The organism is Streptomyces lanatus, from assembly GCF_014655715.1.
Taxonomy (GTDB): domain Bacteria; phylum Actinomycetota; class Actinomycetes; order Streptomycetales; family Streptomycetaceae; genus Streptomyces; species Streptomyces lanatus.
The window spans coordinates 137222-162099 of sequence record NZ_BNBM01000006.1 but is presented as its reverse complement, the minus strand read 5'-3'; the positions used below and the strand labels follow the sequence as shown (position 1 = coordinate 162099).

At 71.8% G+C, this 24878-nt stretch carries 22 protein-coding genes; 15 read left to right on the top strand and 7 right to left on the bottom strand.

Annotated elements, in window-relative coordinates; translation table 11 throughout:
• Position 1 precedes the first annotated feature (1 nt).
• The gene (locus IE325_RS18125; RefSeq protein ID WP_190070985.1) at positions 2 to 1135 is read right to left on the bottom strand and encodes an acyl-CoA dehydrogenase family protein; all 1134 of its coding nucleotides are present in this window, start codon (positions 1133 to 1135) and stop codon (positions 2 to 4) included.
• A gap of 248 nt (positions 1136 to 1383) precedes the next feature.
• On the opposite strand from IE325_RS18125, the gene IE325_RS18120 reads away from it, so the two are divergent.
• Genes IE325_RS18120 through IE325_RS18110 form a run of 3 tightly spaced genes read left to right on the top strand, consistent with a single transcriptional unit; the run spans position 1384 to position 4132 of the window.
• Positions 1384 to 2178 carry a DUF5819 family protein gene (locus IE325_RS18120; protein WP_190070984.1) on the top strand — a complete coding sequence of 265 codons (795 nt, stop codon included), beginning with the start codon at positions 1384 to 1386 and terminating at the stop codon, positions 2176 to 2178.
• A complete protein-coding gene (locus IE325_RS18115; protein ID WP_190070983.1) occupies positions 2175 to 3401 on the top strand; it encodes an HTTM domain-containing protein in 1227 nt (408 codons plus the stop codon). The genes IE325_RS18120 and IE325_RS18115 overlap by 4 nt, the downstream gene beginning before the upstream one ends.
• Positions 3398 to 4132: a TrmH family RNA methyltransferase gene (locus IE325_RS18110; RefSeq protein ID WP_190070982.1), complete on the top strand. Its 735-nt coding sequence runs from the start codon at positions 3398 to 3400 to the stop codon at positions 4130 to 4132. The genes IE325_RS18115 and IE325_RS18110 overlap by 4 nt, the downstream gene beginning before the upstream one ends.
• Here IE325_RS18110 and paaN read toward each other — a convergent pair.
• A complete protein-coding gene (paaN, locus tag IE325_RS18105) occupies positions 4129 to 5820 on the bottom strand; it encodes a phenylacetic acid degradation protein PaaN (RefSeq protein ID WP_190070981.1) in 1692 nt (563 codons plus the stop codon). The two genes, IE325_RS18110 and paaN, sit on opposite strands and share 4 nt — an antisense overlap.
• 160 nt (positions 5821 to 5980) lie before the next feature.
• Here paaN and IE325_RS18100 point away from each other — a divergent pair, with 160 nt between their 5' ends.
• Together IE325_RS18100 and IE325_RS18095 are read left to right on the top strand one after the other, a co-directional pair.
• On the top strand, positions 5981 to 7498 hold the full coding sequence (locus IE325_RS18100; RefSeq protein ID WP_190070980.1) for a 3-hydroxyacyl-CoA dehydrogenase: 1518 nt from the start codon (positions 5981 to 5983) through the stop codon (positions 7496 to 7498).
• On the top strand, positions 7495 to 8085 hold the full coding sequence (locus IE325_RS18095; RefSeq protein ID WP_190070979.1) for a TetR/AcrR family transcriptional regulator: 591 nt from the start codon (positions 7495 to 7497) through the stop codon (positions 8083 to 8085). Before IE325_RS18100 ends, IE325_RS18095 begins: the two co-directional genes overlap by 4 nt.
• Before the next feature lie 8 nt (positions 8086 to 8093).
• On the opposite strand, the gene IE325_RS18090 is transcribed toward IE325_RS18095, so the two are convergent.
• A complete protein-coding gene (locus IE325_RS18090; RefSeq protein ID WP_190071240.1) occupies positions 8094 to 8579 on the bottom strand; it encodes an Lrp/AsnC family transcriptional regulator in 486 nt (161 codons plus the stop codon).
• A gap of 190 nt (positions 8580 to 8769) precedes the next feature.
• On the opposite strand from IE325_RS18090, the gene pdhA reads away from it, so the two are divergent.
• The 6 genes from pdhA to IE325_RS18060 all read left to right on the top strand — a co-directional run bounded on the left by pdhA (position 8770) and on the right by IE325_RS18060 (position 15800).
• Positions 8770 to 9906, top strand: coding sequence for a pyruvate dehydrogenase (acetyl-transferring) E1 component subunit alpha (gene pdhA / locus IE325_RS18085; protein WP_190070978.1), 1137 nt, complete (start codon positions 8770 to 8772; stop codon positions 9904 to 9906).
• Positions 9903 to 10907, top strand: coding sequence for an alpha-ketoacid dehydrogenase subunit beta (locus IE325_RS18080; RefSeq protein WP_190070977.1), 1005 nt, complete (start codon positions 9903 to 9905; stop codon positions 10905 to 10907). Before pdhA ends, IE325_RS18080 begins: the two co-directional genes overlap by 4 nt.
• Positions 10907 to 12298 (top strand): dihydrolipoamide acetyltransferase family protein, encoded by a 1392-nt coding sequence (locus tag IE325_RS18075; protein ID WP_190070976.1) that lies wholly within the window; start codon positions 10907 to 10909, stop codon positions 12296 to 12298. Before IE325_RS18080 ends, IE325_RS18075 begins: the two co-directional genes overlap by 1 nt.
• 66 nt (positions 12299 to 12364) lie before the next feature.
• Positions 12365 to 13309 (top strand): NTP transferase domain-containing protein, encoded by a 945-nt coding sequence (locus IE325_RS18070; protein ID WP_190070975.1) that lies wholly within the window; start codon positions 12365 to 12367, stop codon positions 13307 to 13309.
• A complete protein-coding gene (locus IE325_RS18065; protein ID WP_190070974.1) occupies positions 13306 to 14694 on the top strand; it encodes a molybdopterin molybdotransferase MoeA in 1389 nt (462 codons plus the stop codon). Before IE325_RS18070 ends, IE325_RS18065 begins: the two co-directional genes overlap by 4 nt.
• Positions 14682 to 15800, top strand: a complete 1119-nt coding sequence (locus IE325_RS18060; RefSeq protein WP_190070973.1) for a potassium channel family protein — start codon at positions 14682 to 14684, stop codon at positions 15798 to 15800. The genes IE325_RS18065 and IE325_RS18060 overlap by 13 nt, the downstream gene beginning before the upstream one ends.
• 9 nt (positions 15801 to 15809) lie before the next feature.
• On the opposite strand, the gene IE325_RS18055 is transcribed toward IE325_RS18060, so the two are convergent.
• Both IE325_RS18055 and IE325_RS18050 read right to left on the bottom strand, forming a co-directional pair.
• Positions 15810 to 16658: an ABC transporter permease gene (locus tag IE325_RS18055; RefSeq protein ID WP_190070972.1), complete on the bottom strand. Its 849-nt coding sequence runs from the start codon at positions 16656 to 16658 to the stop codon at positions 15810 to 15812.
• Positions 16655 to 17668, bottom strand: coding sequence for an ATP-binding cassette domain-containing protein (locus tag IE325_RS18050; protein WP_190070971.1), 1014 nt, complete (start codon positions 17666 to 17668; stop codon positions 16655 to 16657). The genes IE325_RS18055 and IE325_RS18050 overlap by 4 nt, the downstream gene beginning before the upstream one ends.
• A gap of 242 nt (positions 17669 to 17910) precedes the next feature.
• On the opposite strand from IE325_RS18050, the gene IE325_RS18045 reads away from it, so the two are divergent.
• The gene (locus IE325_RS18045) at positions 17911 to 18891 is read left to right on the top strand and encodes an NAD(P)H-quinone oxidoreductase (RefSeq protein WP_190070970.1); all 981 of its coding nucleotides are present in this window, start codon (positions 17911 to 17913) and stop codon (positions 18889 to 18891) included.
• A 47-nt stretch (positions 18892 to 18938) separates the two neighbouring features.
• On the opposite strand, the gene IE325_RS18040 is transcribed toward IE325_RS18045, so the two are convergent.
• Entirely contained in the window at positions 18939 to 19910 is a 972-nt protein-coding gene (locus IE325_RS18040) for a hypothetical protein (RefSeq protein WP_190071266.1), read from the bottom strand.
• A 78-nt stretch (positions 19911 to 19988) separates the two neighbouring features.
• Between IE325_RS18040 and IE325_RS18035 the strand changes: the two genes are divergently transcribed.
• On the top strand, positions 19989 to 20534 hold the full coding sequence (locus IE325_RS18035; RefSeq protein ID WP_190070969.1) for a PadR family transcriptional regulator: 546 nt from the start codon (positions 19989 to 19991) through the stop codon (positions 20532 to 20534).
• Between the two features lie 86 nt (positions 20535 to 20620).
• Complete coding sequence (locus tag IE325_RS18030; RefSeq protein ID WP_190070968.1) at positions 20621 to 21163, top strand: bacterial proteasome activator family protein; 543 nt, start codon at positions 20621 to 20623, stop codon at positions 21161 to 21163.
• A gap of 103 nt (positions 21164 to 21266) precedes the next feature.
• Here IE325_RS18030 and IE325_RS18025 read toward each other — a convergent pair whose 3' ends face one another.
• A complete protein-coding gene (locus tag IE325_RS18025) occupies positions 21267 to 22916 on the bottom strand; it encodes a protein kinase domain-containing protein (RefSeq protein ID WP_190070967.1) in 1650 nt (549 codons plus the stop codon).
• Positions 22917 to 23267: 351 nt separating this feature from the next.
• Between IE325_RS18025 and IE325_RS18020 the strand changes: the two genes are divergently transcribed.
• Positions 23268 to 24827, top strand: coding sequence for a protein kinase domain-containing protein (locus tag IE325_RS18020; protein ID WP_190070966.1), 1560 nt, complete (start codon positions 23268 to 23270; stop codon positions 24825 to 24827).
• Positions 24828 to 24878 lie beyond the last annotated feature (51 nt).

Below are 24878 nucleotides of genomic sequence, written 5' to 3'. Positions count from 1 at the left end.
GTCAGGCCAGGGGATGTGCCGCGAGCAGATCCCCCAGCGCCTCCTCGTGCGCCGCCGCCGGGCCGAGCGCCAGTTCCAGGTGTTTGGCCCAGGCGTGGTACCGGTGCAGCGGATAGTCGACGTCGGCGCCGAAGCCGCCGTGCAGATGCTGTGCCGTCTGCACGATCCGCCGTACGCCGTCCGAGGCCCAGATCTTGGCCACGGCCACGTCACCGGAGGCGGGCAGCGCTCCCGGTGCTCCTGAGGCGATCCGCCACGCGGCCTGCCACAGCGTGGCCTCCATGGCGCGCAGGTCGACGAACCGGTCGGCGGACTGCACGGCGACGGCCTGGAACGTGGCGATGGGATGCCCGAACTGCTCCCGCTTGCTCGCGTACTCGGACGTCATCCCCAGCACCCGCTCCCCCAGCCCGAGCGCCAGCGCACATGTCCCCGTGGCCAGCAGCTCCCGCAGCCACTCCCACGCCCCCTCGGCGTCGATGACATCGCGCGCAGCGACCCGCACCGACTCAAGCCGCACCTCCCCCAGCCGCTCCCCGCTGGTCGAGAACTGTTCGGCGAGCGTGACGCCCTTGGCGTCCGGCGCCACCAGCGCCATCACAGTGCGGTCGGCGGCGGTACGGGCCGGCACGACGATGAGATCGGCGTCGTACACCCAAGGAACCGCGGTCTGGACGCCGTCCAGCACCCACCCGGAGGGCGCCTCCCGTGCCGTCACCGCGAGTTCGGCACCGTCGTGGCCGGTGCGGCCGTGCGCGGCGACGGTCAGCACGGCCTCGCCGCGTCCGGCCCGCGCCAGCAGCGCGGCCTTCAGCTCAGGGCCGCCGTACGCCTGGACGGCGGCTGCCGCGGCGCTGCTCTCCAGGAGCGGCACCCGGGCCAGTACCTTCGCCGACTCGCGCAGTACCAGGCACAGCGCGACGGCGTCGAGGCCCGCGCCGCCGTACTCCTCCGCGAGGAGCAGGCTCAGCAGGTCCGCGTCGGCGAGCCGGCCCCAGAGCGGGCGGTCGAAGGTGTCGGCGACGGCGCCCGGGGTGAGCGCGGGAGAGGGCACGGCGTCCGGCGCGACCCCGGCGAACACTCCGCGCGCCGCCTCGGCCGCCGCCTGCTGCTCCTCGGTGAAGGTGAAGTCCACGATCCCTGCCCTTCCGCACACGCATGGCGAGCTGACGGTGCGTCAAGATAGAACAGGTTCTAGAAGAAGGGAATGGCGTGTGTGCGGGTCCCGTGAGGTCCCGATCACGTGCCAGCGAGGTCCGGCGGGACACCCGTAGGGTGTGGGCAACGTCGGCCCGTCAGGGGCTGTGCCCGGCGGGTGGGCCTGAGTACCGTTCCCGTGCGAGCGCTGAGGCAGGACGGACCGGAATCGGGGAACGGGACAGGATGGACGCGTACGACGCAGGCTCGGCCGCGCGACACGGACCGGCCGAGCAGCCGCATCCGCCCGTGCCGCGCCCCGCCCCGCCCGCCGACGCGCCCCGGTCCGCCGAAGCCCCGCTGATCGCCGAAGCGCCCCCCGAACCGGAACCCCGCACCGGAGTCGCCGCCCTCTCCCTGCGCTACCAGATCGGTGCCGCGCTCGCCCTCGCGGTGGTGGCCATCGCCGTCTGTGTCCACGTCGGCATGGTGTTTCTGCACGTCGCCCCGCCGAACACGGTCACCAAGCAGCACGGCGGGGCGATCGACGACTGGATATACCCGGAGTTCGAGCAGAACTGGAAGCTGTTCGCGCCCAACCCGCTCCAGCAGAACATCGCCGTGCAGGTCCGCGCCGAGATCGACACCGCCGACGGCGGCACCCGCACCACCGGCTGGTACGACCTGTCCGCCCAGGACGGCCGGGCCATCGACGGCAATCTGCTGCCCAGCCACACCCAGCAGAACGAGCTGCGCCGCGCCTGGGACTTCTTCGTCGCCACGCACGACGCGGACAACCGCCCCGTGGGCCTGCGCGGCGCCCTGTCGGAGACCTATCTGCGGCACATAGTGCAACTGCGCCTCGACCGAGAGAACGCGGCCGGTGAGGACGGCGTCGTCGCCCGCGTCCAGGTCCGCTCCCGCACCACCAACGTGCCGCAGCCGGAGTGGAGCGACGAGGAGCTCTCCGACAAGCCGACCTACCGGGTGCTGCCCTGGTGGTCGATCCCGGCCGACGAGACGGCGGAGGCCGCCCGGTGAACCGCTTCGCCCTCGCGATCTCCGCCGCCATCGCCCGGGTCACCGAGTCCGCCCACGGCCCGTACCAGACGGCCGTGATCCGCATCGGCTTCACCGCGACCTGGCTGCTGTTCCTGCTGCGCGAGTTCCCCCACCGACATGAGATGTACGGCCCCGCCGGCCCGTGGGACTTCGACCTCGCCCAGCAGTTGATCGGGACGAACGGCTCCTTCACCGCCCTGATCTGGTCAAGCAGCGGGTTCTGGTTCGAGAGTGTCTACGTCTTCGCCGTGCTGACCAGCGTTCTGCTGCTGCTCGGCTGGCGCACCCGCACGATGTCCGTGCTGTTCATGGTCGGCGTGCTCTCGCTGCAGAACCGCTCCATCTTCATGGGCGACGGCGGCGACAACGTGCTGCACCTGATGTGCGTCTACCTCGTCTTCACGCGCTGCGGCCGGGTCTGGTCGCTGGACGAGCGCCGGGCCCGGCGCCAGAACGCGGCACGCGCGCGTGGCGAGCGCATCGCGCCGGACCGGGTGGGTCCGGTCCTGTGGGGGGTGTCCGGGTTCGCGCTGGTGGCGGCGACCACGGCGGGCCGCCTGGATGGCGACCTGACCGTACCGGTGATCCTGTGGATCATGTGGCCGGCGATGGCCGTGTGGTGGATCGTGGGCCGCCGCGCGCGCACCGCTCAGCCCCGCATCCTCCTCGACGTCATCGGCAACATCGTGCACAACGGCGCCCTGCTGGTGATCATGGCCGAGGCGTGTCTGATCTACGCGACCGCCGGCTGGTACAAGATCCAGGGCACCAGATGGCAGGACGGCACGGCCGTCTACTACCCACTGCACCTCGACTACTTCTCCCCCTGGCCCGCCCTCGCCGATCTGCTCTCCTCCAGCGGCACCATGGTGATGCTCATCACCTACGGCACGGTCCTCGTGCAGGTCGCCTTCCCGTTCACGCTGTTCAACCGGCGGGTCAAGAACGTCCTGCTCACCGCGATGATCACCGAGCACGCCGTGATCGCGGTCGTCCTCGGCCTGCCGTTCTTCTCCCTCGCCATGATCGCGGCGGACGCGGTCTTCCTGCCGACGACCTTCCTGCGCCGCCTCGGCGGCTGGACGGCACACGCGCGTGGACGGCTCTCGCGTCTCGTACGGCGCGGCGAGGACCGTACGGAACTCCCCGGACCGCGCACCCCGGAGAACCCCGAGCACGCGCACGTAGGCTTCACGGCATGACCGTGACCACCTGGAACCGGCTCGCAGGGACCTCCGTACTGCTCGACGGCTTCCACGCCCTGAAGCACGCCGTGCGCTTCGGAGCCGACGTCCCGGTCGCGGTCACCGTCGACCGGGAGGCGACGCTGGCCCTCGCGGACGAACTGGCGCCGGATGTACGGGAGCCGCTGGCCGCGCTCCTGACGGAGGTCCCGGAGTCGACGTACTCGTCCCTGGTGGCGCGCCCGCATCCGACGGCCGTGGCCGCCCTCGCGCTACGACCGCCCCGCGCGGCCAACCTCGAAAAGCTGGCCCACACCCCCCGCACCGCCCCGGTCGTCGTCCTCGACAACCCCCGCAACCTCGGCAACGCCGGCGCCGTGATCCGCCTGGCCGCCGGTTTCGGGGCGACCGGTGTGGTCACCACCGGCACCCTCGACCCCTGGCATCCCACGGTCGTACGCGGCGGCGCGGGCCTGCACTTCGCGACGGCCGTGGAGCGACTGGACGTGGCCGAGCTGCCACCGGGCCCCCTCTTCGCGCTCGACCCGGAGGGCGACGACATCCGGGGCGTGAAGCTCCCGGACGACGCCGTCCTCGCCTTCGGGTCGGAGCGAAGCGGCCTGTCGGCCGAACTGCGCGCGCGTACCGACCACTTGCTGTCCCTGCCGATGCGCCCGCAGGTCTCCAGCTACAACCTCGCCACCAGTGTGGCTATGACGCTGTACCACTGGAGCCTCGGCGCCGTTTAGGCCTCCCGACGCACCTCGACGACCCGGAACCGGTTCGCGACGAACGCCCCGTCGGTGAGCGCCGAGTTGGCCGCCGGGTTGCCGCCCGAACCGTGGAAGTCGGAGAACGCGGCCGTCTGGTTGACGTACACCCCGCCCGTGAGGTTCAGCGACAGCTGGGCGGCCTCCTCCAGGCACGCCTCCTGTACGGCCTGTTCGACCTCGTCGTCCGTCGTATACGCCCCGACCGTCATCGCGCCCTTCTCCCGCACCGTGCGCCGCAGCAACTCCACGGCGTCCGAGGCCGAGTCGACGGCGACGGCGAACGACACCGGCCCGAAGCACTCGCTCATGTACGCGGCCTCGTCGTCCGGCTTGGCACCGTCCAGCTTCACGATCACCGGCGTACGGACGACCGCGTCCGGGAACTCGGGGTTCGTGATCTCCCGGGAGGCGAGGGCGACTTCGCCGAGCCCGGCGGCGGCCTCCAGGCGGGCCTTCACATCCGGGTTCACGATCGCGCCGAGCAGCGCGTTCGCGCGGGCGTCGTCGCCGAGGAGGCCGTCGACGGAGCGGGCGAGGTCGGCGGTGACCTCGTCGAAGGTCTTGGGGCCCTCGTCGGTGCGGATGCCGTCGCGGGGGACGAGCAGGTTCTGCGGGGTGGTGCACATCTGGCCGCTGTACAGGGACAGCGAGAAGGCCAGGTTGGACAGCATGCCCTTGTAGTTGTCGGTGGAGTCGACGAGCACCGTGTTGACGCCGGCCTTCTCCGTGTAGACCTGCGCCTGGCGGGCGTTGGCCTCCAGCCAGTCGCCGAACGCGGTCGAGCCGGTGTAGTCGATGATCCGGATCTCGGGGCGGGTGGCGAGGGTCTTGGCGATGCCCTCGCCGGGGCGTTCGGCGGCCAGCGCGACGAGGTTCGGGTCGAAGCCCGCCTCGGTGAGGACCTGCCGTGCGACCTGCACGGTGAGCGCGAGCGGCAGCACCGCGCGCGGGTGGGGCTTGACCAGGACCGGATTGCCGGTGGCGAGGGAGGCGAACAGGCCCGGATAGCCGTTCCAGGTCGGGAAGGTGTTGCAGCCGATGAGCAGGGCGACCCCGCGCGGGACCGGCGTGAACTGCTTGTTCAGCGCCAGCGGGTCGCGCTTGCCCTGCGGCTTGGTCCACTCCGCGGTGTCGGGGGTGCGGACCTGCTCGACATAGGCGTACGCCACCGCCTCCAGGCCGCGGTCCTGCGCGTGCGGGCCGCCCGCCTGGAACGCCATCATGAAGGCCTGGCCGGATGTGTGCATGACCGCGTGCGCGAACTCGTGCGTCCGGTCGCTGATCCGCTTGAGGATCTCCACGCACACCACCGCGCGCATCTCCGCGCCCGCGTCCCGCCACGCGCGCATGCCGGACCGCATGGCCGGCAGCAGCTCGTCGATGTTCGCGTGCGGGTACTCGACGCCCAGCTCGATGCCGTACGGGGACGTCTCGGCGCCCACCCAGCCGTCGGTGCCGGGCTGGCCGAGGTCGAGGCGACCGCCCAGGAGGGCGTCGAAGGCCGCCTTGCCCGCCGCCGCGTCCAGGCTGCCGTTCTCGCCGTAGGCCTTGGGGTGCTCGGGGTGCGGTGACCAGTACGCGCGCGTGCGGATCGCTTCCAGCGCCTGGTCGAGGGTGGGCCGGTGCTTGGCGATCAGCTCGTGGGCGGTCAGTTCGGCGGCCATGCGGGACCAACTCCTCGTTTCCAGAGCTCTCCGTCGAGCTCATGATCTGGACGCAGACATGGGCAGGAACAGCCAGACAGAGTTAGAGTAACCGAACGATCGGTCGGTTCAAGGGGGTCCGCCGCATCTGTGGAAAACCCCGTGCGGGAGGATCGCGCACATGACAGCACTCGACCTCAGCAGCCCCGTGGCCGTCGTCGGCACCGGCACCATGGGCCAGGGCATCGCCCAGGTCGCGTTGGTCGCCGGCCACCCCGTGCGGCTCTACGACGCCGCTCCCGGGCGCGCACAGGCGGCGGCGGACGCGATCGGCGCCCGCCTGGACCGGCTCGTCGCCAAGGACCGGCTCACCGCCGCCGACCGTGACGCCGCCCGCGCGCGGCTGCTGCCCGCCGAGTCCCTCGCCGAGCTCGCGGACTGCGCCCTGGTCGTCGAGGCCGTACTGGAGCGCCTCGACGTCAAACAGGAGCTGCTGCGCGAGCTGGAGGGCATCGTCGACGAGGACTGCCTGCTCGCCACCAACACCTCGTCGCTGTCGGTCACGGCCATCGGCGGCGCCCTGAGCGACCCCGGGCGGTTCGTCGGCCTGCACTTCTTCAACCCCGCGCCGCTGCTGCCGCTGGTCGAGGTCGTCTCCGGGTTCGCCACCGACGTCACGTACGCCACGCGCGCGTACGAGACGGCACGCGCCTGGGGCAAGACGCCGGTGGCCTGCGCCGACACCCCCGGCTTCATCGTCAACCGCATCGCCCGGCCCTTCTACGCCGAGGCCTTCGCCGTCCACGAGGCGCAAGGAGCCGACCCGGCCACCATCGACGCCGTGCTGCGCGAGTGCGGCGGCTTCAAGATGGGCGCCTTCGAGCTCACCGACCTCATCGGGCAGGACGTCAACGAATCCGTCACGCACTCCGTGTGGCAGGCCTTCTTCAACGACGTGCGCTTCACGCCCTCGCTCGCCCAGCGCCGCCTGGTCGAGTCCGGCCGGCTCGGCCGCAAGAGCGGGCACGGCTGGTACGACTACGCGGAGGACGCCGAGCGCGACGAGCCGCACACCGCGGAGAGGCAGCAGCAGCCCGCCTACGTCGTCGCCGAGGGCGACCTGGGCCCCGCATCCGAGCTTCTGCCGCTGATCCGCGAGGCGGGCATCCCGGTGCGCGAGGAGGAAGAGGACCACGGCACGCGTCTGGTGCTGCCGGGCGGCGGCCAGCTGGCGCTCGCCGACGGCCAGACCTCGGTGGAGTTCCGCGACGTCGTCTACTTCGACCTCGCCGTCGACTACCGCCGCGCCACCCGGATCGCCGTGTCCGCCTCCCAGGACACCTCGCCGGGGACCCTCACCGAGGCCATCGGCCTCTTCCAGGCGATCGGCAAGGACGTCAGCGTCATCGGCGACGTCCCCGGCATGATCGTCGCCCGCACGGTCGCCCGGATCGTCGACCTGGCGCACGACGCCGTCGCCAAGGGCGTTGCCACCGTGGAGGACATCGACACCGCGATGCGGCTCGGCGTCAACTACCCCATGGGGCCCTTCGAATGGAGCCGCAGGCTCGGCCGCGGCTGGGCCTACGACCTCCTGGACGAACTGCACGTACGCGAGCCCTCCGGCCGCTACGCGCCGTCCCTCGCGCTGTACCGCCACGCGTACGCCTCCGACAAGCGGGAGGGCAGCACCTCATGACCACCGCCAAGCGCGACACGTACACCCCGGAGACACTGCTCTCCGTCGCCGTGCAGGTCTTCAACGAGCGCGGCTACGACGGCACCTCCATGGAGCACCTCTCCAAGGCGGCCGGCATCTCCAAGTCGTCGATCTACCACCACGTCACGGGCAAGGAGGAACTGCTGCGCCGCGCGGTCAGCCGCGCCCTGGACGGGCTCTTCGGGATCCTCGACGAGGAGCACGCACGCGTGGGGCACGCCGCCGACCGCCTGGAGTACGTCGTGCGGCGCATGGTCGAGGTGCTCATAGCCGAGCTGCCGTACGTCACGCTGCTGCTGCGGGTGCGCGGCAACACCGACACCGAGCGCTGGGCCCTGGAGCGCCGCCGCGACTTCGACCACCAGGTCGCCGCCCTGCTCAAGGCGGCCGCCGCCGAGGGCGAGGTCCGCGCGGACGTGGAGGTGCGCCTGGCGACCCGGCTCGTCTTCGGCATGGTCAACTCGATCGTGGAGTGGTACCGCCCGGACGGCCGCGGGATGAACGAACGCGAGGTCGCGGAGACGGTGGCGCGGCTGGTCTTCGGGGGGCTGCGCAAGGCCGCCTGAAGCGGCGTTCAGCCCTGCGGCTCCAGATCCTCCTCCTCGAACACCAGCAGGGTGCGCGAGCTGAGCACCTCCGGGATCGCCTGGAGCCGGGTGAGGACCAGCTCACGCAGGGCGCGGTTGTCCGAGGTGTGCACCAGGAGCAGCACATCGAAGTCGCCGCCCACCAGGGCGATGTGGGAGGCGCCGGGCAGCTGGCGGAGCTGTTCGCGGACCGTGCGCCAGGTGTTCTGGACGATCTTCAGGGTGATGTACGCGGAGGTGCCCTGGCCCGCGCGTTCATGGTTGACGCGGGCACCGAAACCGCGGATGACACCGTCCTCGATGAGGCGGTTGATACGGGCGTAGGCGTTGGCGCGCGAGACATGGACCCGCTCGGCGACCGACCGTATCGACGCGCGGCCGTCCGCCTGGAGCATCTGAAGGATGTCCTGATCGATGGCGTCGAGCGGACGGGCCGGCGGCAGGGGCACACCGTCGTCCGGGCTCTCGGCCATTTGTTCAGGCGCCATGTCCCCCTGCCTTCCCTCCATGGACGTAATGCGTTCATTGGAGGCTGTGGAGAACCGTTTGTCCACAGCCTCGGGCCGCCTGTAGCCAAAATGTGCCGACGACCGAACAATCGGTAGGTGAGACGCCTCACAGCCGACGCGTCTCCCGTAGCCGCTCCCACGAGGAGGTGCCGTCATGACGGTCATGGAGCAGCGAGGCGGGTACCGGCCATCGCCGCCGCCCGCCTGGCAGCCCCGGATGGACCCCGCGCCGCTGCTGCCCGACGCCGAGCCCTACCGCGTCCTCGGGACGGCGGCGGCAGCGAAGGCCGACCCGGACCTGCTGCGCCGGCTCTACGCCGAGCTGGTGCGGGGCCGCAGGTACAACGCGCAGGCGACCGCGCTCACCAAGCAGGGCCGCCTCGCCGTCTACCCGTCCAGCACCGGCCAGGAGGCCTGCGAGGTCGCCGCCGCGCTCGCCCTTCAGGAGCGTGACTGGCTCTTCCCGAGCTACCGCGACACCCTCGCGGCCGTCGCACGCGGCGTGGACCCCGTTGAGGCCCTGACGCTGCTGCGCGGCGACTGGCACACCGGCTACGACCCGTACGAGCACCGCGTGGCCCCCCTGTGCACGCCGCTCGCCACCCAGCTCCCGCACGCCGTCGGCCTCGCGCACGCCGCCCGCCTCAAGGGCGACGACGTGGTCGCGCTCGCCATGGTCGGCGACGGCGGCACCAGCGAGGGCGACTTCCACGAGGCGCTGAACTTCGCCGCCGTATGGCAGGCGCCGGTCGTCTTCCTCGTCCAGAACAACGGCTTCGCGATCTCCGTCCCGCTCGCCAAGCAGACCGCGGCCCCGTCGCTGGCCCACAAGGCCGTCGGCTACGGCATGCCCGGCCGGCTGGTCGACGGCAATGACGCGGTCGCCGTGCACGAGGTGCTCGCCGACGCCGTACGGCACGCCCGCGCGGGTGGCGGTCCGACGCTGATCGAGGCGATCACGTACCGCATCGACGCCCACACCAACGCCGACGACGCGACCCGCTACCGCGGCGACACCGAGGTCGAGACCTGGCGCGGGCACGACCCGATCGCCCTCCTGGAGCACGAGCTGACCGAGCGCGGCCTGCTCGACGAGGCCGGGAAGCAGACCGAGCGGGACGCCGCCGAGGCCATGGCCGCCGACCTGCGTGAACGCATGAACCAGGACCCGGCGCTCGACCCGATGGACCTGTTCACGCATGTGTACGCCGAGCCCACCCCGCAACTGCGCGAACAGCGGGACCAGTTGCAGGCGGAGCTGCACGCCGAGTCCGAAGGGTCGCACCGATGACCACCGTCGCCGTCAAGCCGGCCACCATGGCGCAGGCCCTCACGCGCGCGATGCGCGACGCCATGGCCGCCGACCCGTCCGTGCACGTCATGGGCGAGGACGTCGGCACCCTCGGTGGCGTCTTCCGCGTCACCGACGGCCTCGCCAAGGAGTTCGGCGAGGACCGCTGCACCGACACCCCGCTCGCCGAAGCGGGCATCCTCGGCACCGCCGTCGGCATGGCCATGTACGGGCTGCGGCCGGTCGTGGAGATGCAGTTCGACGCGTTCGCCTACCCGGCGTTCGAGCAGCTCATCTCGCACGTCGCGCGCATGCGCAACCGCACCCGCGGCCGGATGCCGCTCCCGATCACCATCCGCGTGCCCTACGGCGGCGGCATCGGCGGCGTCGAGCACCACAGCGACTCCTCCGAGGCGTACTACATGGCGACTCCGGGGCTCCATGTCGTCACGCCCGCGACCGTCGCCGACGCCTACGGGCTGCTGCGCGCCTCCATCGCCTCCGACGACCCCGTGGTCTTCCTGGAGCCCAAGCGGCTGTACTGGTCGAAGGACACCTGGAACCCGGAAGAGCCGACGGACGTTGAACCGATTGGCCGCGCGGTGGTGCGGCGCTCGGGGCGGAGCGCCACGCTCATCACGTACGGACCGTCCGTGCCCGTCTGCCTCGAAGCCGCCGAGGCGGCCCGGGAGGAAGGGTGGGACCTGGAAGTCGTCGACCTGCGCTCGCTGGTGCCGTTCGACGACGAGACGGTCGCCGCCTCGGTACGGCGGACCGGACGGGCGGTCGTCGTACACGAGTCGGGCGGGTTCGGCGGACCGGGAGGGGAGATCGCGGCCCGGGTCACGGAGCGCTGCTTCCACCACCTGGAGGCGCCGGTGCTGCGCGTGGCCGGGTTCGACCTTCCCTATCCACCGCCGATGCTGGAGCGTCACCACCTGCCCGGCGTGGACCGGATCCTGGACGCCGTGGGGCGTCTGCAGTGGGAGGCGGAGAGCTGATGGCGCAGGTGCTGGAGTTCAGGCTGCCGGATCTCGGCGAGGGCCTGACCGAGGCGGAGATCGTCCGCTGGCTGGTGGAGGTCGGTGACGTCGTCGCCGTCGACCAGCCGGTCGTCGAGGTCGAGACGGCCAAGGCGATGGTCGACATCCCCTGCCCCTACGCCGGTGTGGTCACGGCCCGCTTCGGCGAGGAGGGCACGGAGCTGCCCGTCGGGGCGCCGCTGGTGACCGTGGCGGTCGGCGCGTCGGCCTCCGGCGGCGAGACCGAGGGCTCCGGGAACGTGCTGGTGGGATACGGCACCTCGGAGGCACCGGCGCGGCGGCGGAGGGTGCGGCCTGCTGCACCTGCTGCTCAGACGGCGAACGGGGCCGCCGCGCGTGAGGTGACGCCGCCTGCCGAGAGCGTGGCGCGGCCTGTCGGCACCGGGGCAGGACACGGCCACGGTCATGACACGGCACCGGCCGACGAGGAGACCCGTAGCGACGGGCCCGTGCCCGTGATCTCCCCGCTCGTGCGCCGCCTCGCCCGCGAGAACGGCCTCGATCTGCGGGAGCTGCACGGTTCCGGGCCGGACGGGCTCATCCTGCGGGCCGACGTCGAGTACGCGCTGCGGGCCGCCGAGGTGCACGGACGCAGCGCGGCACAGCCGACGGTCGAGCCGCACACACCCGTGGCCGCCACCCGCTCCTCCGCACCCCCCGCCGGCATCCGCGTCCCCCTCAAGGGCGTCCGCGGAGCCGTCGCCGACAAGCTCTCCCGCAGCCGGCGCGAGATCCCCGACGCCACCTGCTGGGTGGACGCCGACGCGACGGAGCTGATGCGGGCGCGCGCCGCGATGAACGCCGCCGGGGGACCGAAGATCGCCCTGCTCGCCCTGCTGGCCCGCATCTGCACCGCCGCCCTGGCCCGGTTCCCCGAGCTGAACTCCACGGTCGACATGGAGGCCCGCGAGGTCGTCCAGCTCGACCAGGTGCACCTCGGATTCGCCGCGCAGACCGAGCGGGGACTCGTCGTCCCGGTCGTCCGGGACGCGCACGCGCGGGACGCGGAGTCGCTGACCGCGGAGTTCGCCCGGCTCACCGAGGCGGCCCGCACGGGCACCCTCACCCCGGCGGAACTCACCGGCGGCACCTTCACGTTGAACAATTACGGCGTGTTCGGCGTCGACGGCTCCACACCGATCATCAACCACCCCGAGGCCGCGATGCTCGGTGTCGGCCGCATCATCCCCAAGCCGTGGGTGCACGAGGGCGAACTGGCCATACGCCAGCTCGTCGAGCTGTCGCTCACCTTCGACCACCGGGTCTGCGACGGCGGCACGGCGGGTGGCTTCCTGCGATATGTGGCGGACTGCGTGGAACAGCCGGCGGTGCTGCTGCGCACCCTGTGACACACCGGCCGGGCCGGCCGCTTCCCCTGCGTTCCCTGTGATCGCCGAGGCACGCATACTCGGGGGATGACCGCGTACGAACCGACGGACGCACAGGGCGTCGCCTACGACGCCGTCGTGCTCGCCGGTGGCGCCGCGCGGCGGCTCGGCGGTGTGGACAAGCCCGGCGTGCGCGTCGGCGGGCGCCCGCTGCTCGACCGGGTGCTCGCCGCCTGCGCCGACGCGCGCACCAGCGTCGTCGTCGCCGAGCCCCGCGCCACCGCACGCCCGGTGACCTGGGCGCGCGAGGACCCGCCCGGCGGCGGCCCCCTGGCCGCCCTCGGCGCCGGGCTGCGGCACACCACGGCCGAGTCGGTCGTCGTCCTCTCGGCCGACCTGCCCTTCCTCGACGAGGGCACGGTCCAGCGGCTGCTGGCCGCCCTGCGCACCGGCGACGCCGACGGCGCGCTGCTCACCGACGCCGAAGGCCGCGACCAGCCCCTCGTCGCCGCGTACCGCGCGTCCGCGCTGCGCCATGGACTCGACGCGCTCGCCCACGAGCACGACGGCCTCACCGGTCTCCCCCTGCGCCGGCTGACCGGCGCGCTCGATCTCACCCGCGTCCCCGACCCCGTCGCGTCCTTCGACTGCGACACCTGGGACGACATCGCCACCGCCAGGGCACGCATCAGGGAGCATGGGCACGTGTTGGATGAATGGATTTCCGCAGTCAAGGACGAACTGGGCATCGACCTCGACGTCGACACCAAGCTGCTGCTGGACCTGGCCCGCGACGCCGCTCACGGCGTGGCGCGTCCGGCGGCCCCGCTGACCACCTTCCTCGTCGGATACGCGGCGGCGCAGGCCGCGCAGGCCGCACAGGCGCAGGGGGGCCAGTCAGGCCCCGAAGCCGTCGCCGAGGCGTCCCGCAAGGCCGCCGCGCTCGCCCTGCGCTGGGCGGAGGAGGCCGCTGCCGCCAAGTCCGAGGCGGCTCCGGACGCCACCCCCGACGCCCGTCCGGACGCCGGATGACCGCCCGCGGCATCCGGACCGACGGGGACGCCGAGGACCTCGATGTCGAGGAAGTGCTCGCCCTCGTGAACGACAACAACGCGCACCGCAGCCCTAGCGACCCCCTGCCCGCGCCCGTCCCGCAGCGCCCCGAGACTCCTCGCGAGCCCGACCCCGGCAACCCCGACCGCCACCACAGGGCCACCCCCTGGCCCGACGCCCGCGAGACCGCCGCCCGCGCCGCCCGGAGCGCCACCCGGTCCGCCCGCCGCGCTCCCGTCTCCGTCCCGCTCGACGTCGCCCTGGGCCTCACCCTGGCCGAGCCCCTCACCGCCCTCACCGACCTGCCCTCCTTCGACACCTCGGCGATGGACGGCTGGGCGGTCGCGGGCCCCGGCCCCTGGGCCGTACGGGAAGAGGGCGTCCTGGCCGGGCACGCCGAGCCCGAGCCGCTCACCGACGGCGAGGCCGTCCGCATCGCGACCGGTGCTCGCATCCCCCTGGACACCACCGCCGTTCTGCGCAGCGAGCACGGCCGCACGGACGCCAAGGGCCAGCTGCACGCCGGCCGGGAGATCCAGCACGGCCAGGACATCCGCCCACGCGGCCAGGAGTGCCGTAACGGCGATCAACTGCTCGCCGTCGGCACCCTCGTGACCCCCGCCGTGCTGGGCCTCGCCTCGGCCGCCGGATACGACACCCTCACCGCAGTGCCCCGCCCCCGCGTCGAAGTCCTCGTTCTCGGCGATGAGTTGCTCACCGAAGGGCTGCCGCACGACGGGCTCATCCGGGACGCCCTCGGCCCGATGCTGCCGCCCTGGCTGCGCGCACTCGGCGCCGAGGTCACCGCCGTGCGCCGGCTCGGCGATGACGCCAAGGCCCTGCACAAGGCCCTCACCAAGTCCGAGGCCGACCTCATCGTCACCACCGGCGGCACCGCGGCCGGCCCTGTCGACCACGTCCACCCCACGCTGAAGCGCATCGGCGCCGAACTCCTGGTGGACGGCGTCAAGGTGCGGCCCGGCCACCCCATGCTGCTGGCCCGCACCAAGGAGCACCAGCACCTCGTCGGCCTGCCCGGCAACCCCCTGGCCGCCGTCTCCGGCCTGCTCACCCTGGCCGAACCCATGCTGCGCACCCTCGCCGCACGCCCCGCCCCCGAGGCGTACACGATGCCCCTGAAGGAGGCGGCGCACGGGCATCCGTACGACACCCGGCTCATCCCCGTGGTGCTGCGCGGCGACCATGCCGTGCCGCTGCACTACCAGGGGCCGGCGATGCTGCGGGGCATGGCGGCGGCCGATGCGGTCGCCGTCGTACCGCCGGGCGGTGCGCGGGCGGGTCAGGAGGCCGAGCTGCTCGATCTGCCCTGGGCCAGTGCCGGCATCGAGGTGTGTTTCACGTGAAACTTCCGGGCCAGGACGCCATAGCGCGGCAGGCGGACGAGCGGGTCGAGACCTATCGGGTGAAGCTCCCGAAGAAGATCGTGGAGCATCCCTTCCGGCAGGTGGCCAAGCGGGTCGCGCTGGCGCTGTCCCTGCTGGTGCTGACCGCACTGATCGTCTACGCCGACCACGACGGCTACAACGACAGCTCCGACGGTTCCGTCGATCTCCTCGACGCGTTCTACTACGCGACCGTGAGCCTCTCCACCACCGGATACGGCGACATCACCCCGGTCAGTGATGCCGCCCGGCTCACCAATATCTTCGTCATCACGCCCATGCGCGTGCTGTTCCTGATCATCCTGGTCGGCACCACCCTTGAGGTCCTCACCGAACGGACCCGGGAGGAATGGCGGCTGAACCGCTGGAGGTCCACCTTGCGTGACCACACCGTCGTCGTCGGCTTCGGCACGAAGGGGCGTTCGGCGATCCAGACCGTCTGCGCGACCGGGCTGAGGAAGGACCAGGTCGTCGTGGTCGACCCGAGTTCCAAGGTGATCGAGGCGGCCGTCGCGGAGGGATACGCCGGGGTCACGGGTGACGCGACCCGCAGCGAGGTCCTGAAAAGGGCCGAGGTGCACAAGGCCCGGAAGATCATCATCGCGACCCAGCGGGACGACACGGCCGTGTTGGTGACGCTGACGGCCCGGCAGCTCAACCCCGGCGCGAAGATCGTGGCCGCGGTCCGCGAGGAGGAGAACGCCCCGCTGCTCAAGCAGTCCGGCGCCGACGCGGTCATCACCAGCGCCAGCGCCGCCGGGCGGCTGCTCGGTCTGTCCGTGCTCAGCCCCGCCGCCGGCATGGTCCTGGAGGACCTGATCCACCAGGGCAGCGGGCTCGACCTCGTCGAACGGCCGGTCATAAAGGCCGAGGTGGGCAAGACACCGCGACAGACCGATGACCTGGTGGTCAGCGTCATCCGCGGGCATCGGGTGCTCGGATACGACGATTCGGCCGTCGGCACACTGGAGCTGACGGACCGGCTCATCACCATCGTGCGGGCGACGCCGGGCACTCAGGTCACACCCGATGACCGGCGTCTGCCCCCAGGGATGAAGCGCATCTGACGCCGGGCCCTACCTGCGGTTGTACAGCCGCATCGTGATCGGCCCGAAGACCAGCACGAACAGGCCCGCCCAGCCCACCGACCAGGCGACCTCGGCCGCCGGCCAGTCGCCCGCCATCAACCCGCGCACGGCTGAGGCGAGATGGGTGATCGGGCTGTTGTTCACGAACGCCTGGAGCCAGCCCGGCATGGTCTTCGGGTCGACGAAGACGTTGGACAGGAAGGTCAGCGGGAAGATCACCATCATGCTGACGCCCATCACCGACTTCTCCGAGCGCAGCATCAGCCCGAACATCGTCCAGATCCATGAGAACGCGAACGAGAACGCGACCAGCAGCGCGATCCCGGCGAGCACTCCGGCCACGCCTCCGTCCGGGCGGTAGCCCAGGATGACGCCGACGGTGAGCATCACGACGGAGGCGATGGTGTAGCGCAGGGCGTCGCCCAGCAGATAGCCGACCATCGTCGACGGCCGCCAGATCGGCAGCGAGCGGAAGCGGTCGAAGACGCCCTTCTCGATGTCGGTGTTCACCGAGACACCCGTGTACATGGTGATCATCACGACCGACATCACCAGGATGCCCGGCAGCAGGAACTGGATGTACTCCTTCGGGGACCCGGCCAGGGCACCCCCGAACAGATACGTGTACATCAGCACCATCATGATCGGGAACGCGGTGACGTCGAAGAGCTGCTCCGGCACATGCTTGATCTTCAGGATCGCCCGCCAGCCGAAGGTCATGGAGGCCGAGAAGGCACTGGGCCGCGGCGGTCGCTCCTTGCTGACGAGCAGCGCGGCGAGCGACTCGGTGCTGACGGGGGCGAGGTCCTTGCTCTCGGTCTGCGTCACGGTGCTCATGCCGTCACCTCGTCCTTGTCGGCGGCCGTCTTGTGGGTGTCGTGTCCGGTGAGGGCGAGGAAGACCTCGTCCAGGCTGGGCTGACCCAGCGAGAAGTTGTCGACGATGACTCCGGTGCGGGCCAGTTCGGCGAGCGCCCGGCCGGCCTGCTCGGCCGCCCCCTGCCCGTTGGCGGCACCGGATCCGACCCGCGCGGTCAGCGCCACGGGGTCGGGCTCCAGCTGCACCTCCGCGTCCAGGGTCAGCCGCAGCACCCGCTCGGCCTCCGGCCGCTGTTCGGCGTCCCGCAGCCGCAGATGGACGGACCCGGCACCCACGGACGCCTTCAGCTCGCCCTTGGTCCCCTCGGCGATCACCTTGCCGCGGTCGATGACGGCGATCCGGGACGCCAGCTGGTCGGCCTCGTCCAGATACTGCGTCGTCAGCATCACGGTGGTGCCCTGGGCGACGACCGCACGCACGATGTCCCACACCTGGTTGCGACTGCGCGGGTCGAGCCCGGTCGTCGGCTCGTCCAGGAACAGCAGATCAGGCGTGTTGAGAATGGAGGCGGCGATGTCGATACGGCGCCGCATGCCACCGGAGTAGTTCTTGACCTGCTTGCCCGCCGCGTCCGTCAGCCCGAAGGCCTCCAGCAGCTGCGCGGCGCGCTCCCGAGCGGCCTGCTTGCCGTGCCCGAGGAGGCGGCCCAGCAGGACGAGGTTCTCGGTGCCGGTGAGGTCCTCGTCCACGGAGGCGTACTGCCCGGTGAGGCTCACCCGGCCACGCACCGCGTCGGCCTCGCGGACGACGTCGTGCCCGAAGACATGGGCCTCGCCGCCGTCGGGTCGCAGCAGGGTGGCGAGCATCTTCACGGTGGTGGTCTTGCCTGCGCCGTTCGGGCCGAGGACGCCGTAGACCGTGCCGGCCGGGACCGCCAGGTCCACGCCGTCGACGGCCCGTGTCTCGCCGAATGTCTTGACCAGGCCGGCGGTCTCGATCGCGAGACCGGACATCGTCTGCGTGCTCATGCTGTCGGGGTCCTTCCGAGTGGTCCTTCCGCGTCCTCGCGCTACGTATAGGGAGGCTTTTTGGGCTACGCATGGGGAGACCTTTACGGTCGCGCAAACTCATCGGTGCCGCACAGGGATTTGCGACAGAACCCGTCCAACGACCGAGGGACGGGAGGGACAAGGTCCTAGGGAGGTCCTAGGAAGACGGGGGACAAGGTCCTAGGGACAGGGGCCCGGGGCCGAGGAGTAGCGTCCGTCCCATGCATGCGATCACGATTCCCGAACCTGGTGGGCCCGAGGCGCTGGTGTGGGACGAGGTCCCCGATCCGGTCGCCGGTGAGGGCGAGGTGCTGGTCGAGGTGGTGGCCGGCGCCGTCAACCGTGCCGACATCCTGCAACGGCAGGGCTTCTACAACCCGCCGCCCGGCAGCTCCCCCTACCCCGGCCTGGAGTGCTCCGGCCGGATCGCCGAGATCGGCCCGGGTGTCTCCGGCTGGGCCGTCGGCGACGAGGTGTGCGCGCTGCTCGCGGGCGGCGGCTACGCCGAGAAGGTCGCCGTACCGGCCGGTCAGCTGCTGCCCGTGCCCCAGGGCGTGAGCCTGACGCGGGCCGCCGCGCTGCCCGAGGTGGTCTGCACGGTGTGGTCCAACGTCTTCATGGTCGCCCACCTCCGCCCCGGCGAGACGCTGCTCGTGCACGGCGGCTCCAGCGGCATCGGCACCATGGCCATCCAGCTCGCCAAGGCCGTCGGCGCCAAGGTCGCCGTCACCGCGGGCAGCAAGGAGAAACTGGACCGGTGCGCCGAACTGGGCGCCGACATCCTGGTCCACTACCGGGAACAGGACTTCGTCGAGGAGGTCAGGAAGGCCACCGACGGGGCCGGGGCCGACGTCATCCTCGACAACATGGGCGCCAAGTACCTCGATCGCAACGTCCAGACCCTCGCGGTCAACGGCCGTCTCGCCATCATCGGCATGCAGGGCGGCGTCAAGGGCGAGCTCAACATCGGCGCACTGCTCGCCAAGCGCGCCGCCATCAGCGCGACCTCGCTGCGCGCCCGCCCGATCGCCGAGAAGGCGGCCATCGTGGCGGCCGTACGCGAACACGTCTGGCCCCTCCTGGACGCCGGCCACATCCGCCCGGTCGTCGACCGCGAACTCCCGATGAGCGACGCCGCCGAGGCACACCGGGTGCTTGAGGAGAGCGGACATGTGGGGAAGGTGCTCCTCGTCGCGCCGTAGGGATGCCGGGCTCCCGCCGTATGGGGCCGCCCCCCGAGTGACACCCGCTAACCGCGCCGCAGCCGCAGCCCCACGAACGCGAGACCCAGGCCGAGGCCGATCAGCACCAGGCCGGTGCCGAGGGGGAGCAGTTCGAGGACGGGCCCGGTGGGGCCGTCGGCGTGGGGGGCGGGGTGGTGTGCAGGGGCGGCCGGTGGGGTGGCCGGCGACGGGGCCCGGGTGGGGGTGGCGTCCGTGTCCTCGGACATGCCGCCCCCGTCCTCCTCACCCGCACCCTCCCCCTCCGATGCCCCCGAGTCCCGCCCCGCGGCGAGACCGTCGTCGTGGTCCCTCCCCTGGTCCCTCTCGTGGTCCCTCCCCCTCTCGCGCTTCGCCTCCTCGTGCTCCAGCGGCCCCCTCTCCCGCCCGGGCCGCTCCCGCCCCTCACCCGCCCGGCTCCCGGCCCGCGACGGCTTGCCGGAGGGGGTGGGAGAGGACGCGGTGGGCCCATGGGCACTGGGCGTGACCGAGGGCCGGGGCTTCGCCGTCGCCGAGTCCGACTCGTCGCGCGGCCCCTCACCGGACGACCCCTGGCCGGACTCATCGCCTGAGTCCTCACCTGCCCCTTGCTCCGACTCCTCGCCGGATGCGGCCCCCGAGTGCTCGCTCGACCCGTGGCCCGACCCCTGGCCCGACTCCTCGGACCCGTCGGCCGACGGCTCCGCTGGATCCGACGAAGGACGGGCGTCGTCGTCCTCGCCCGTGGAGCCGGACGACTCCGCGGCGGCCGACGTGGGGGAACCCGCCGGTTCGGAGGGGGACAGGGCCGACCGGGACGCACCCACGGAGCCGGAGGACACACGCGCCGGACCCGCCGCCCCACGCGGACCGTCCACGCCGTACGACACCCCGGCCCCCCACAGCCCTATGATCAGCCCCGCCGCCACCACGACCAGCCGCCCCGCGGGCCACGACGGGCCGCGCGACCCACTCGAAGCGGCTCGCCCGCGCCCCCGCACCACCCCCGGCCAAGAAGTCATGACACAACTTTCACCGCATCCGCCGGACCCGGCATTCCGGACTCCGCCACCCGACCCAATCCGGCGCACAATCCGGTTATGTCGATACGCCACGGACTGCTGGCGCTGCTGGAACCCGGCCCCCGCTACGGTTCCCGGCTGCGCACCGAGTTCCAGGCGCGTACGGGCGGGACCTGGCCGCTGAACATCGGGCAGGTCTACACGACCCTCGGCCGGCTGGAACGGGACGGCATGGTCGTCCAGGACGGCGCGGACGAGGCGGGCAGGGCGCTGTACGCGCTGACCGAGGCGGGCCGCGCCGAGCTGCGGGCCTGGTTCGCCCGGCCCGTGGAACGGGTCAGCCCGCCCCGGGACGAGCTGGCCATCAAGCTGGTCATGGCGGCGGGGGCGCCCGGCGTCGACGTACGAGAGGTCGTGCGGGCGCAGCGCAGGCATGTCGCCGAGGCCCTGGACGCCTGTGTACGGCAGCGGGCCGAGGCCCTGGCGCGGGCGCATGAGCACCCCGACGAGATGGCCCGCCTCCTCCTGCTGGAACAGCGCGTCTTCCACGCCGAGGCGGAGAGCCGCTGGCTCGACATCTGCGAGGCCCGTCTCACCCGCCTGGCCCGGGGCGGCGGCCCCTGACGGAAACCGTCCGGGCGTAAACGGTGGATCACCCCACACCGGGGGCACCAGGATGATGAGCTGTACGGGTGCGAGAGAATGGCGGCATGGAGATGCCGAGGAACGAAAGGTCGCCCGAGAACCCCCAGATCCTGGTCGTGGGCCAGGACGGGATGGCGCTCAGCGGCGGCACCGGAGACGAGGACTCCCGCGAGATCCCGGTGACGGAGCAGGTCGAGCAGCCGGCGAAGGTCATGCGCATCGGCAGCATGATCAAGCAGCTGCTCGAAGAGGTACGCGCTGCTCCTCTGGACGAGGCGAGCCGGGTCCGGCTGAAGGAGATCCATGCCAGTTCGGTGAAGGAGCTGGAGGACGGTCTGGCCCCGGAGCTCGTGGAGGAGCTGGAGCGGCTCTCCCTGCCCTTCACGGACGAAGGGACGCCGTCCGACGCGGAACTGCGCATCGCGCAGGCCCAGTTGGTCGGCTGGCTGGAGGGCCTCTTCCACGGCATCCAGACCACGCTCTTCGCCCAGCAGATGGCCGCGCGGGCCCAGCTGGAGCAGATGCGCCGCGCGCTCCCGCCCGGCGTCGGCGGTCAGGAGGACGGCGAACAGCACATGGGCGGCCGCGCGGGCGGACCGTATCTGTAACCGATCACCGATCACCGCTCACTGATCCGCGAAATCCGCGAAGGGCCCGGCAGCACACGCCACCGGGCCCTTTCTCATGTCGCGGAAGCCGCTTTCGCGGATGTCACTGCGGATTGCCCGTCGACACCGTGAACGTCATCTTCGGCGGACTGTCCGGATCGAAGTCCTCACGCGCCACCGGCGACTGCCGCATGATCGTGCCCTGTCCGTACGTGTTCTCGTTGACGTCGATCTTCTCGTAGTCCCAGCCCGCCTCGTCGAGGCACTCGACGACCGACGGCCAGTACTTGAACGTGAAGTCCGGCATCGTCACCTTGTCGGGGTCCGTGTACGACTCCGCCGGCTCGGTGCAGTCGGTCGTCTCGACGGTCTTGGAGTCGTCCCCTTCGCGGTAGCCCGCCTTCTTCGTCACCGAGGGCGTGGCGGTCGTCCCGCCGCCGCCCCCGCCGCCGTCGTCCTCGGCGCCGCCGCCGTTCAGCGCCAGCGCCACGATCAGGCCGACGACCGCGACGAGGGACACGACGATCGAGCCGAGGACGACCGGCCGGTTGCTCCTGCCGCCGCCCGGAGCGGGCCGCTGCCCGGGCTGGACGGTGTAGGGCGGCGGTGTCGTGTGACCCGGCTGCGGGGAGTACGCGGCGGGCGCGGGCGTCTGGAAGCCCGGCTGCTGCTGCGGATAGCCGTACGCCGGGGAGGGCGGGGCCGGCGGCGGGGTGTTGCTGTACGGATTCGGCGCCGGGGTCGGCTGCTGGTACGGCGTCTGGACGTGGCCCCCGGGCGGCGGCGTCTGGCCGACCGGCGGGAACACCGAGGCGCCGACGCCCTGTCCGCTCTGGGTGTGCGCGCCCGGCACGATGCTCGGCGGGGTCGCCTGGAAGGACGCGGCGACCCGCAGGCACTCGTCCCGCATGGCCTCGGCGCTGGGGAAACGCTCGTTCGGGTTCTTCTTCAGGGCGCGGGCGACCAGCGCGTCCACAGCCGGGGGCAGCGCGCGGTTGATGGAGGACGGGGCGACCGGCTCCTCCTGTACATGCGCGTACGCGATCGCCAGCGGGGAGTCCGCGTCGAACGGCAGCCGCCCGGTGACGAGTTGGAACAGCATGATGCCGACCGAGTAGAGGTCGGAACGGGCGTCCACGGCACGGCCGAGCGCCTGCTCGGGCGAGAGGTACTGCGGGGTGCCGACGACCATGCCGGTCTGTGTCATCGACGTCACACCGGACTGCATGGCGCGCGCGATGCCGAAGTCCATCACCTTGACCACGCCACGCTTGTTCAGCATCACGTTGCCCGGCTTGATGTCCCGGTGGACCAGCCCCATCTCATGGCTGATCTCCAGCGCCGCCAGCACATCCGCGGTGATCTTCAGCGCCTTGTCGGCGGGCACCGCGCCCAACTGCCGTACGTCCTCGTCGAAGACGGAGCTGAGCGGGCGGCCCTCGATGTACTCCATGACGATGTACGGCGTCGTCATGCCGTCGACGCTGTCCTCGCCCGTGTCGAAGACCGAGACGATATTGGTGTGCGTGAGCTTGGCCACTGCCTGGGCCTCGCGGCGGAAGCGCTCGCGGAAGGCCTGCTCGCGGCCGAGCTCGGTGTGCAGGGTCTTGATCGCGACCTGCCGGTCGAGCACGGAGTCGTAGGCGAGATGCACGGAGGCCATGCCGCCCTGGCCGAGCAGGTCGCGCAGCTGATAGCGGCCGCCGGCCAGCGAACGCCCCGCGTTCGCGCCCTGTGCGCCGTCCTGGCTCATGTTGTGCGTCCCCCGTAGCCTCTCGGGCGCCTGCGATTGCCGCGGATCCGTGATCCCGAGTGATCCAATGTGCTATTCCCGGCCAAGTCTGCCCCAAGGCACTGACAGGTCAAGCGCGGTGCCCGTTCCGTGACCGTACGAGAAGGGAGCGTCGCGGAAGCGTTACAAGGGCCGTACGGTCGGTGCACAGAATTTGCACGAGTGGAGGGGGTGCGGGTTTCATGGCCCGTCCTTCTCCGTCGGGCCCGGGCGACCGTCTCGGACCGGAGGCTTGCGCAGAGGCTGTAGCGTGGCCGACGGAGACCGTAACAACACCGCGCGCACCGCGGGCAGAAACGACGGCGAGGACCGATGGCACAGCAGCAGCGCGCTCAGGGCCCGTCCGACCCCGAGGCGGCTGGCGGCGGTATGTCAGACGCGCCGGAAATGTGGGGTAATGGCGGGCTTGTCGGGGACGGCCGTTACAGGCTGACCCGCAGACTCGGCCGGGGCGGCATGGCCGAGGTGTTCGCGGCCGAGGACGTGCGCCTCGGACGCACCGTGGCGGTCAAGCTGCTGCGCTCCGACCTCGCCGAGGACCCGGTGTCCAAGGCCCGCTTCACGCGCGAGGCCCAGTCGGTGGCCGGCCTCAACCACCATGCGATCGTCGCCGTGTACGACTCCGGCGAGGACTTCGTGAACGGCCAGAGCGTGCCGTACATCGTCATGGAGATCGTCGAGGGGCGCACCATCCGCGACCTCCTGATCAACGCCGAGGCGCCCGGCCCCGAGCAGGCGCTGATCATCGTCTCCGGTGTACTTGAGGCCCTCGCCTACTCGCACCAGCACGGCATCGTGCACCGCGACATCAAGCCCGCCAACGTCATCATCACCAACAACGGCGCCGTGAAGGTGATGGACTTCGGCATCGCGCGTGCCCTGCACGGCGCGCAGTCGACGATGACGCAGACCGGCATGGTCATGGGCACCCCGCAGTACCTCTCCCCGGAGCAGGCGCTCGGCAAGGCGGTCGACCACCGCTCCGACCTGTACGCGACGGGCTGCCTCCTCTACGAACTCCTCGCGCTGCGGCCCCCGTTCACCGGAGAGACCCCGCTGTCGGTGGTCTACCAGCACGTCCAGGACATCCCGACGCCGCCGTCGGAGGTCTCCGACGCCACGCCGCCCGAGCTCGACGGCCTTGTCATGCGCTCGCTCGCCAAGGAGCCCGACGACCGGTTCCAGACGGCCGAGGAGATGCGCGGCCTCGTCCAGTACGGCCTGCAGATGCTGTACGACCAGGGCGGCCACACCGGCACCTGGAACACCGGCCCGGTGACGACGCACGACGGCCGGCACACCCCGTCCGCGGGCTTCGCCAACACGACCGTCATGGGGCACCCCGGCACCCCGGCCTCCGGCACGACGCAGATCCCGCAGCCGATCCTGCCCAACCGGTACGGGGGCGGCGACGACGGCGGCTTCGAGGGGAACGGCAACCGGAGTGGCGGCGGCCGCGGCAAGCTGTGGATCCTGGCCGTGCTCGCGGTGATCGCCATCGCGGCGGGTGTCGCGCTGGCGCTGAACAGGGGCGACGGCACCGGTGGCGGTGGTGGCGACACCACGCAGACGCCGACGACGTCGCAGACCACCGAGGACAAGACGACCGACGAGCCCACGGACGAGGCGACCGAGGAGCCGACGGACGAGGTCACCGACGACGGCAGCGGCACGGGCACCGACCCGACCTACGAGCCGACCGAGGACCCCACGTACGAGCCCACCGAGGAGCCGACGACCGAGCCGACCGAGGACCCGACCACGGCCGAGCCGACGGAGGAGCCGACCGAGGAGCCCACCGAGGAGCCGACGGAGGAGCCCACCGAGGAGCCCACCGGGGAGCCGACGCTCCCCACCGGCGGCACCGGCTGACACCCCGCCGCCGACCGGCGAGAGACATCCACGCGCGCGTGCGGCCCGGAG

Excerpts from the sequence above, each read along its gene's own strand:
- IE325_RS18120 (WP_190070984.1), top strand. The coding sequence starts at position 1,384 with ATGGACGCGTACGACGCAGGCTCGGCCGCGCGACACGGACCGGCCGAG.
- IE325_RS18110 (WP_190070982.1), top strand. The coding sequence starts at position 3,398 with ATGACCGTGACCACCTGGAACCGGCTCGCAGGGACCTCCGTACTGCTC.
- paaN (WP_190070981.1), bottom strand. The coding sequence starts at position 5,820 with ATGGCCGCCGAACTGACCGCCCACGAGCTGATCGCCAAGCACCGGCCC.
- IE325_RS18100 (WP_190070980.1), top strand. The coding sequence starts at position 5,981 with ATGACAGCACTCGACCTCAGCAGCCCCGTGGCCGTCGTCGGCACCGGC.
- IE325_RS18095 (WP_190070979.1), top strand. The coding sequence starts at position 7,495 with ATGACCACCGCCAAGCGCGACACGTACACCCCGGAGACACTGCTCTCC.
- IE325_RS18090 (WP_190071240.1), bottom strand. The coding sequence starts at position 8,579 with ATGGCCGAGAGCCCGGACGACGGTGTGCCCCTGCCGCCGGCCCGTCCG.
- pdhA (WP_190070978.1), top strand. The coding sequence starts at position 8,770 with ATGACGGTCATGGAGCAGCGAGGCGGGTACCGGCCATCGCCGCCGCCC.
- IE325_RS18080 (WP_190070977.1), top strand. The coding sequence starts at position 9,903 with ATGACCACCGTCGCCGTCAAGCCGGCCACCATGGCGCAGGCCCTCACG.
- IE325_RS18075 (WP_190070976.1), top strand. The coding sequence starts at position 10,907 with ATGGCGCAGGTGCTGGAGTTCAGGCTGCCGGATCTCGGCGAGGGCCTG.
- IE325_RS18070 (WP_190070975.1), top strand. The coding sequence starts at position 12,365 with ATGACCGCGTACGAACCGACGGACGCACAGGGCGTCGCCTACGACGCC.
- IE325_RS18065 (WP_190070974.1), top strand. The coding sequence starts at position 13,306 with ATGACCGCCCGCGGCATCCGGACCGACGGGGACGCCGAGGACCTCGAT.
- IE325_RS18055 (WP_190070972.1), bottom strand. The coding sequence starts at position 16,658 with ATGAGCACCGTGACGCAGACCGAGAGCAAGGACCTCGCCCCCGTCAGC.
- IE325_RS18050 (WP_190070971.1), bottom strand. The coding sequence starts at position 17,668 with ATGAGCACGCAGACGATGTCCGGTCTCGCGATCGAGACCGCCGGCCTG.
- IE325_RS18045 (WP_190070970.1), top strand. The coding sequence starts at position 17,911 with ATGCATGCGATCACGATTCCCGAACCTGGTGGGCCCGAGGCGCTGGTG.
- IE325_RS18040 (WP_190071266.1), bottom strand. The coding sequence starts at position 19,910 with ATGACTTCTTGGCCGGGGGTGGTGCGGGGGCGCGGGCGAGCCGCTTCG.
- IE325_RS18035 (WP_190070969.1), top strand. The coding sequence starts at position 19,989 with ATGTCGATACGCCACGGACTGCTGGCGCTGCTGGAACCCGGCCCCCGC.
- IE325_RS18030 (WP_190070968.1), top strand. The coding sequence starts at position 20,621 with ATGGAGATGCCGAGGAACGAAAGGTCGCCCGAGAACCCCCAGATCCTG.
- IE325_RS18025 (WP_190070967.1), bottom strand. The coding sequence starts at position 22,916 with ATGAGCCAGGACGGCGCACAGGGCGCGAACGCGGGGCGTTCGCTGGCC.
- IE325_RS18020 (WP_190070966.1), top strand. The coding sequence starts at position 23,268 with ATGGCACAGCAGCAGCGCGCTCAGGGCCCGTCCGACCCCGAGGCGGCT.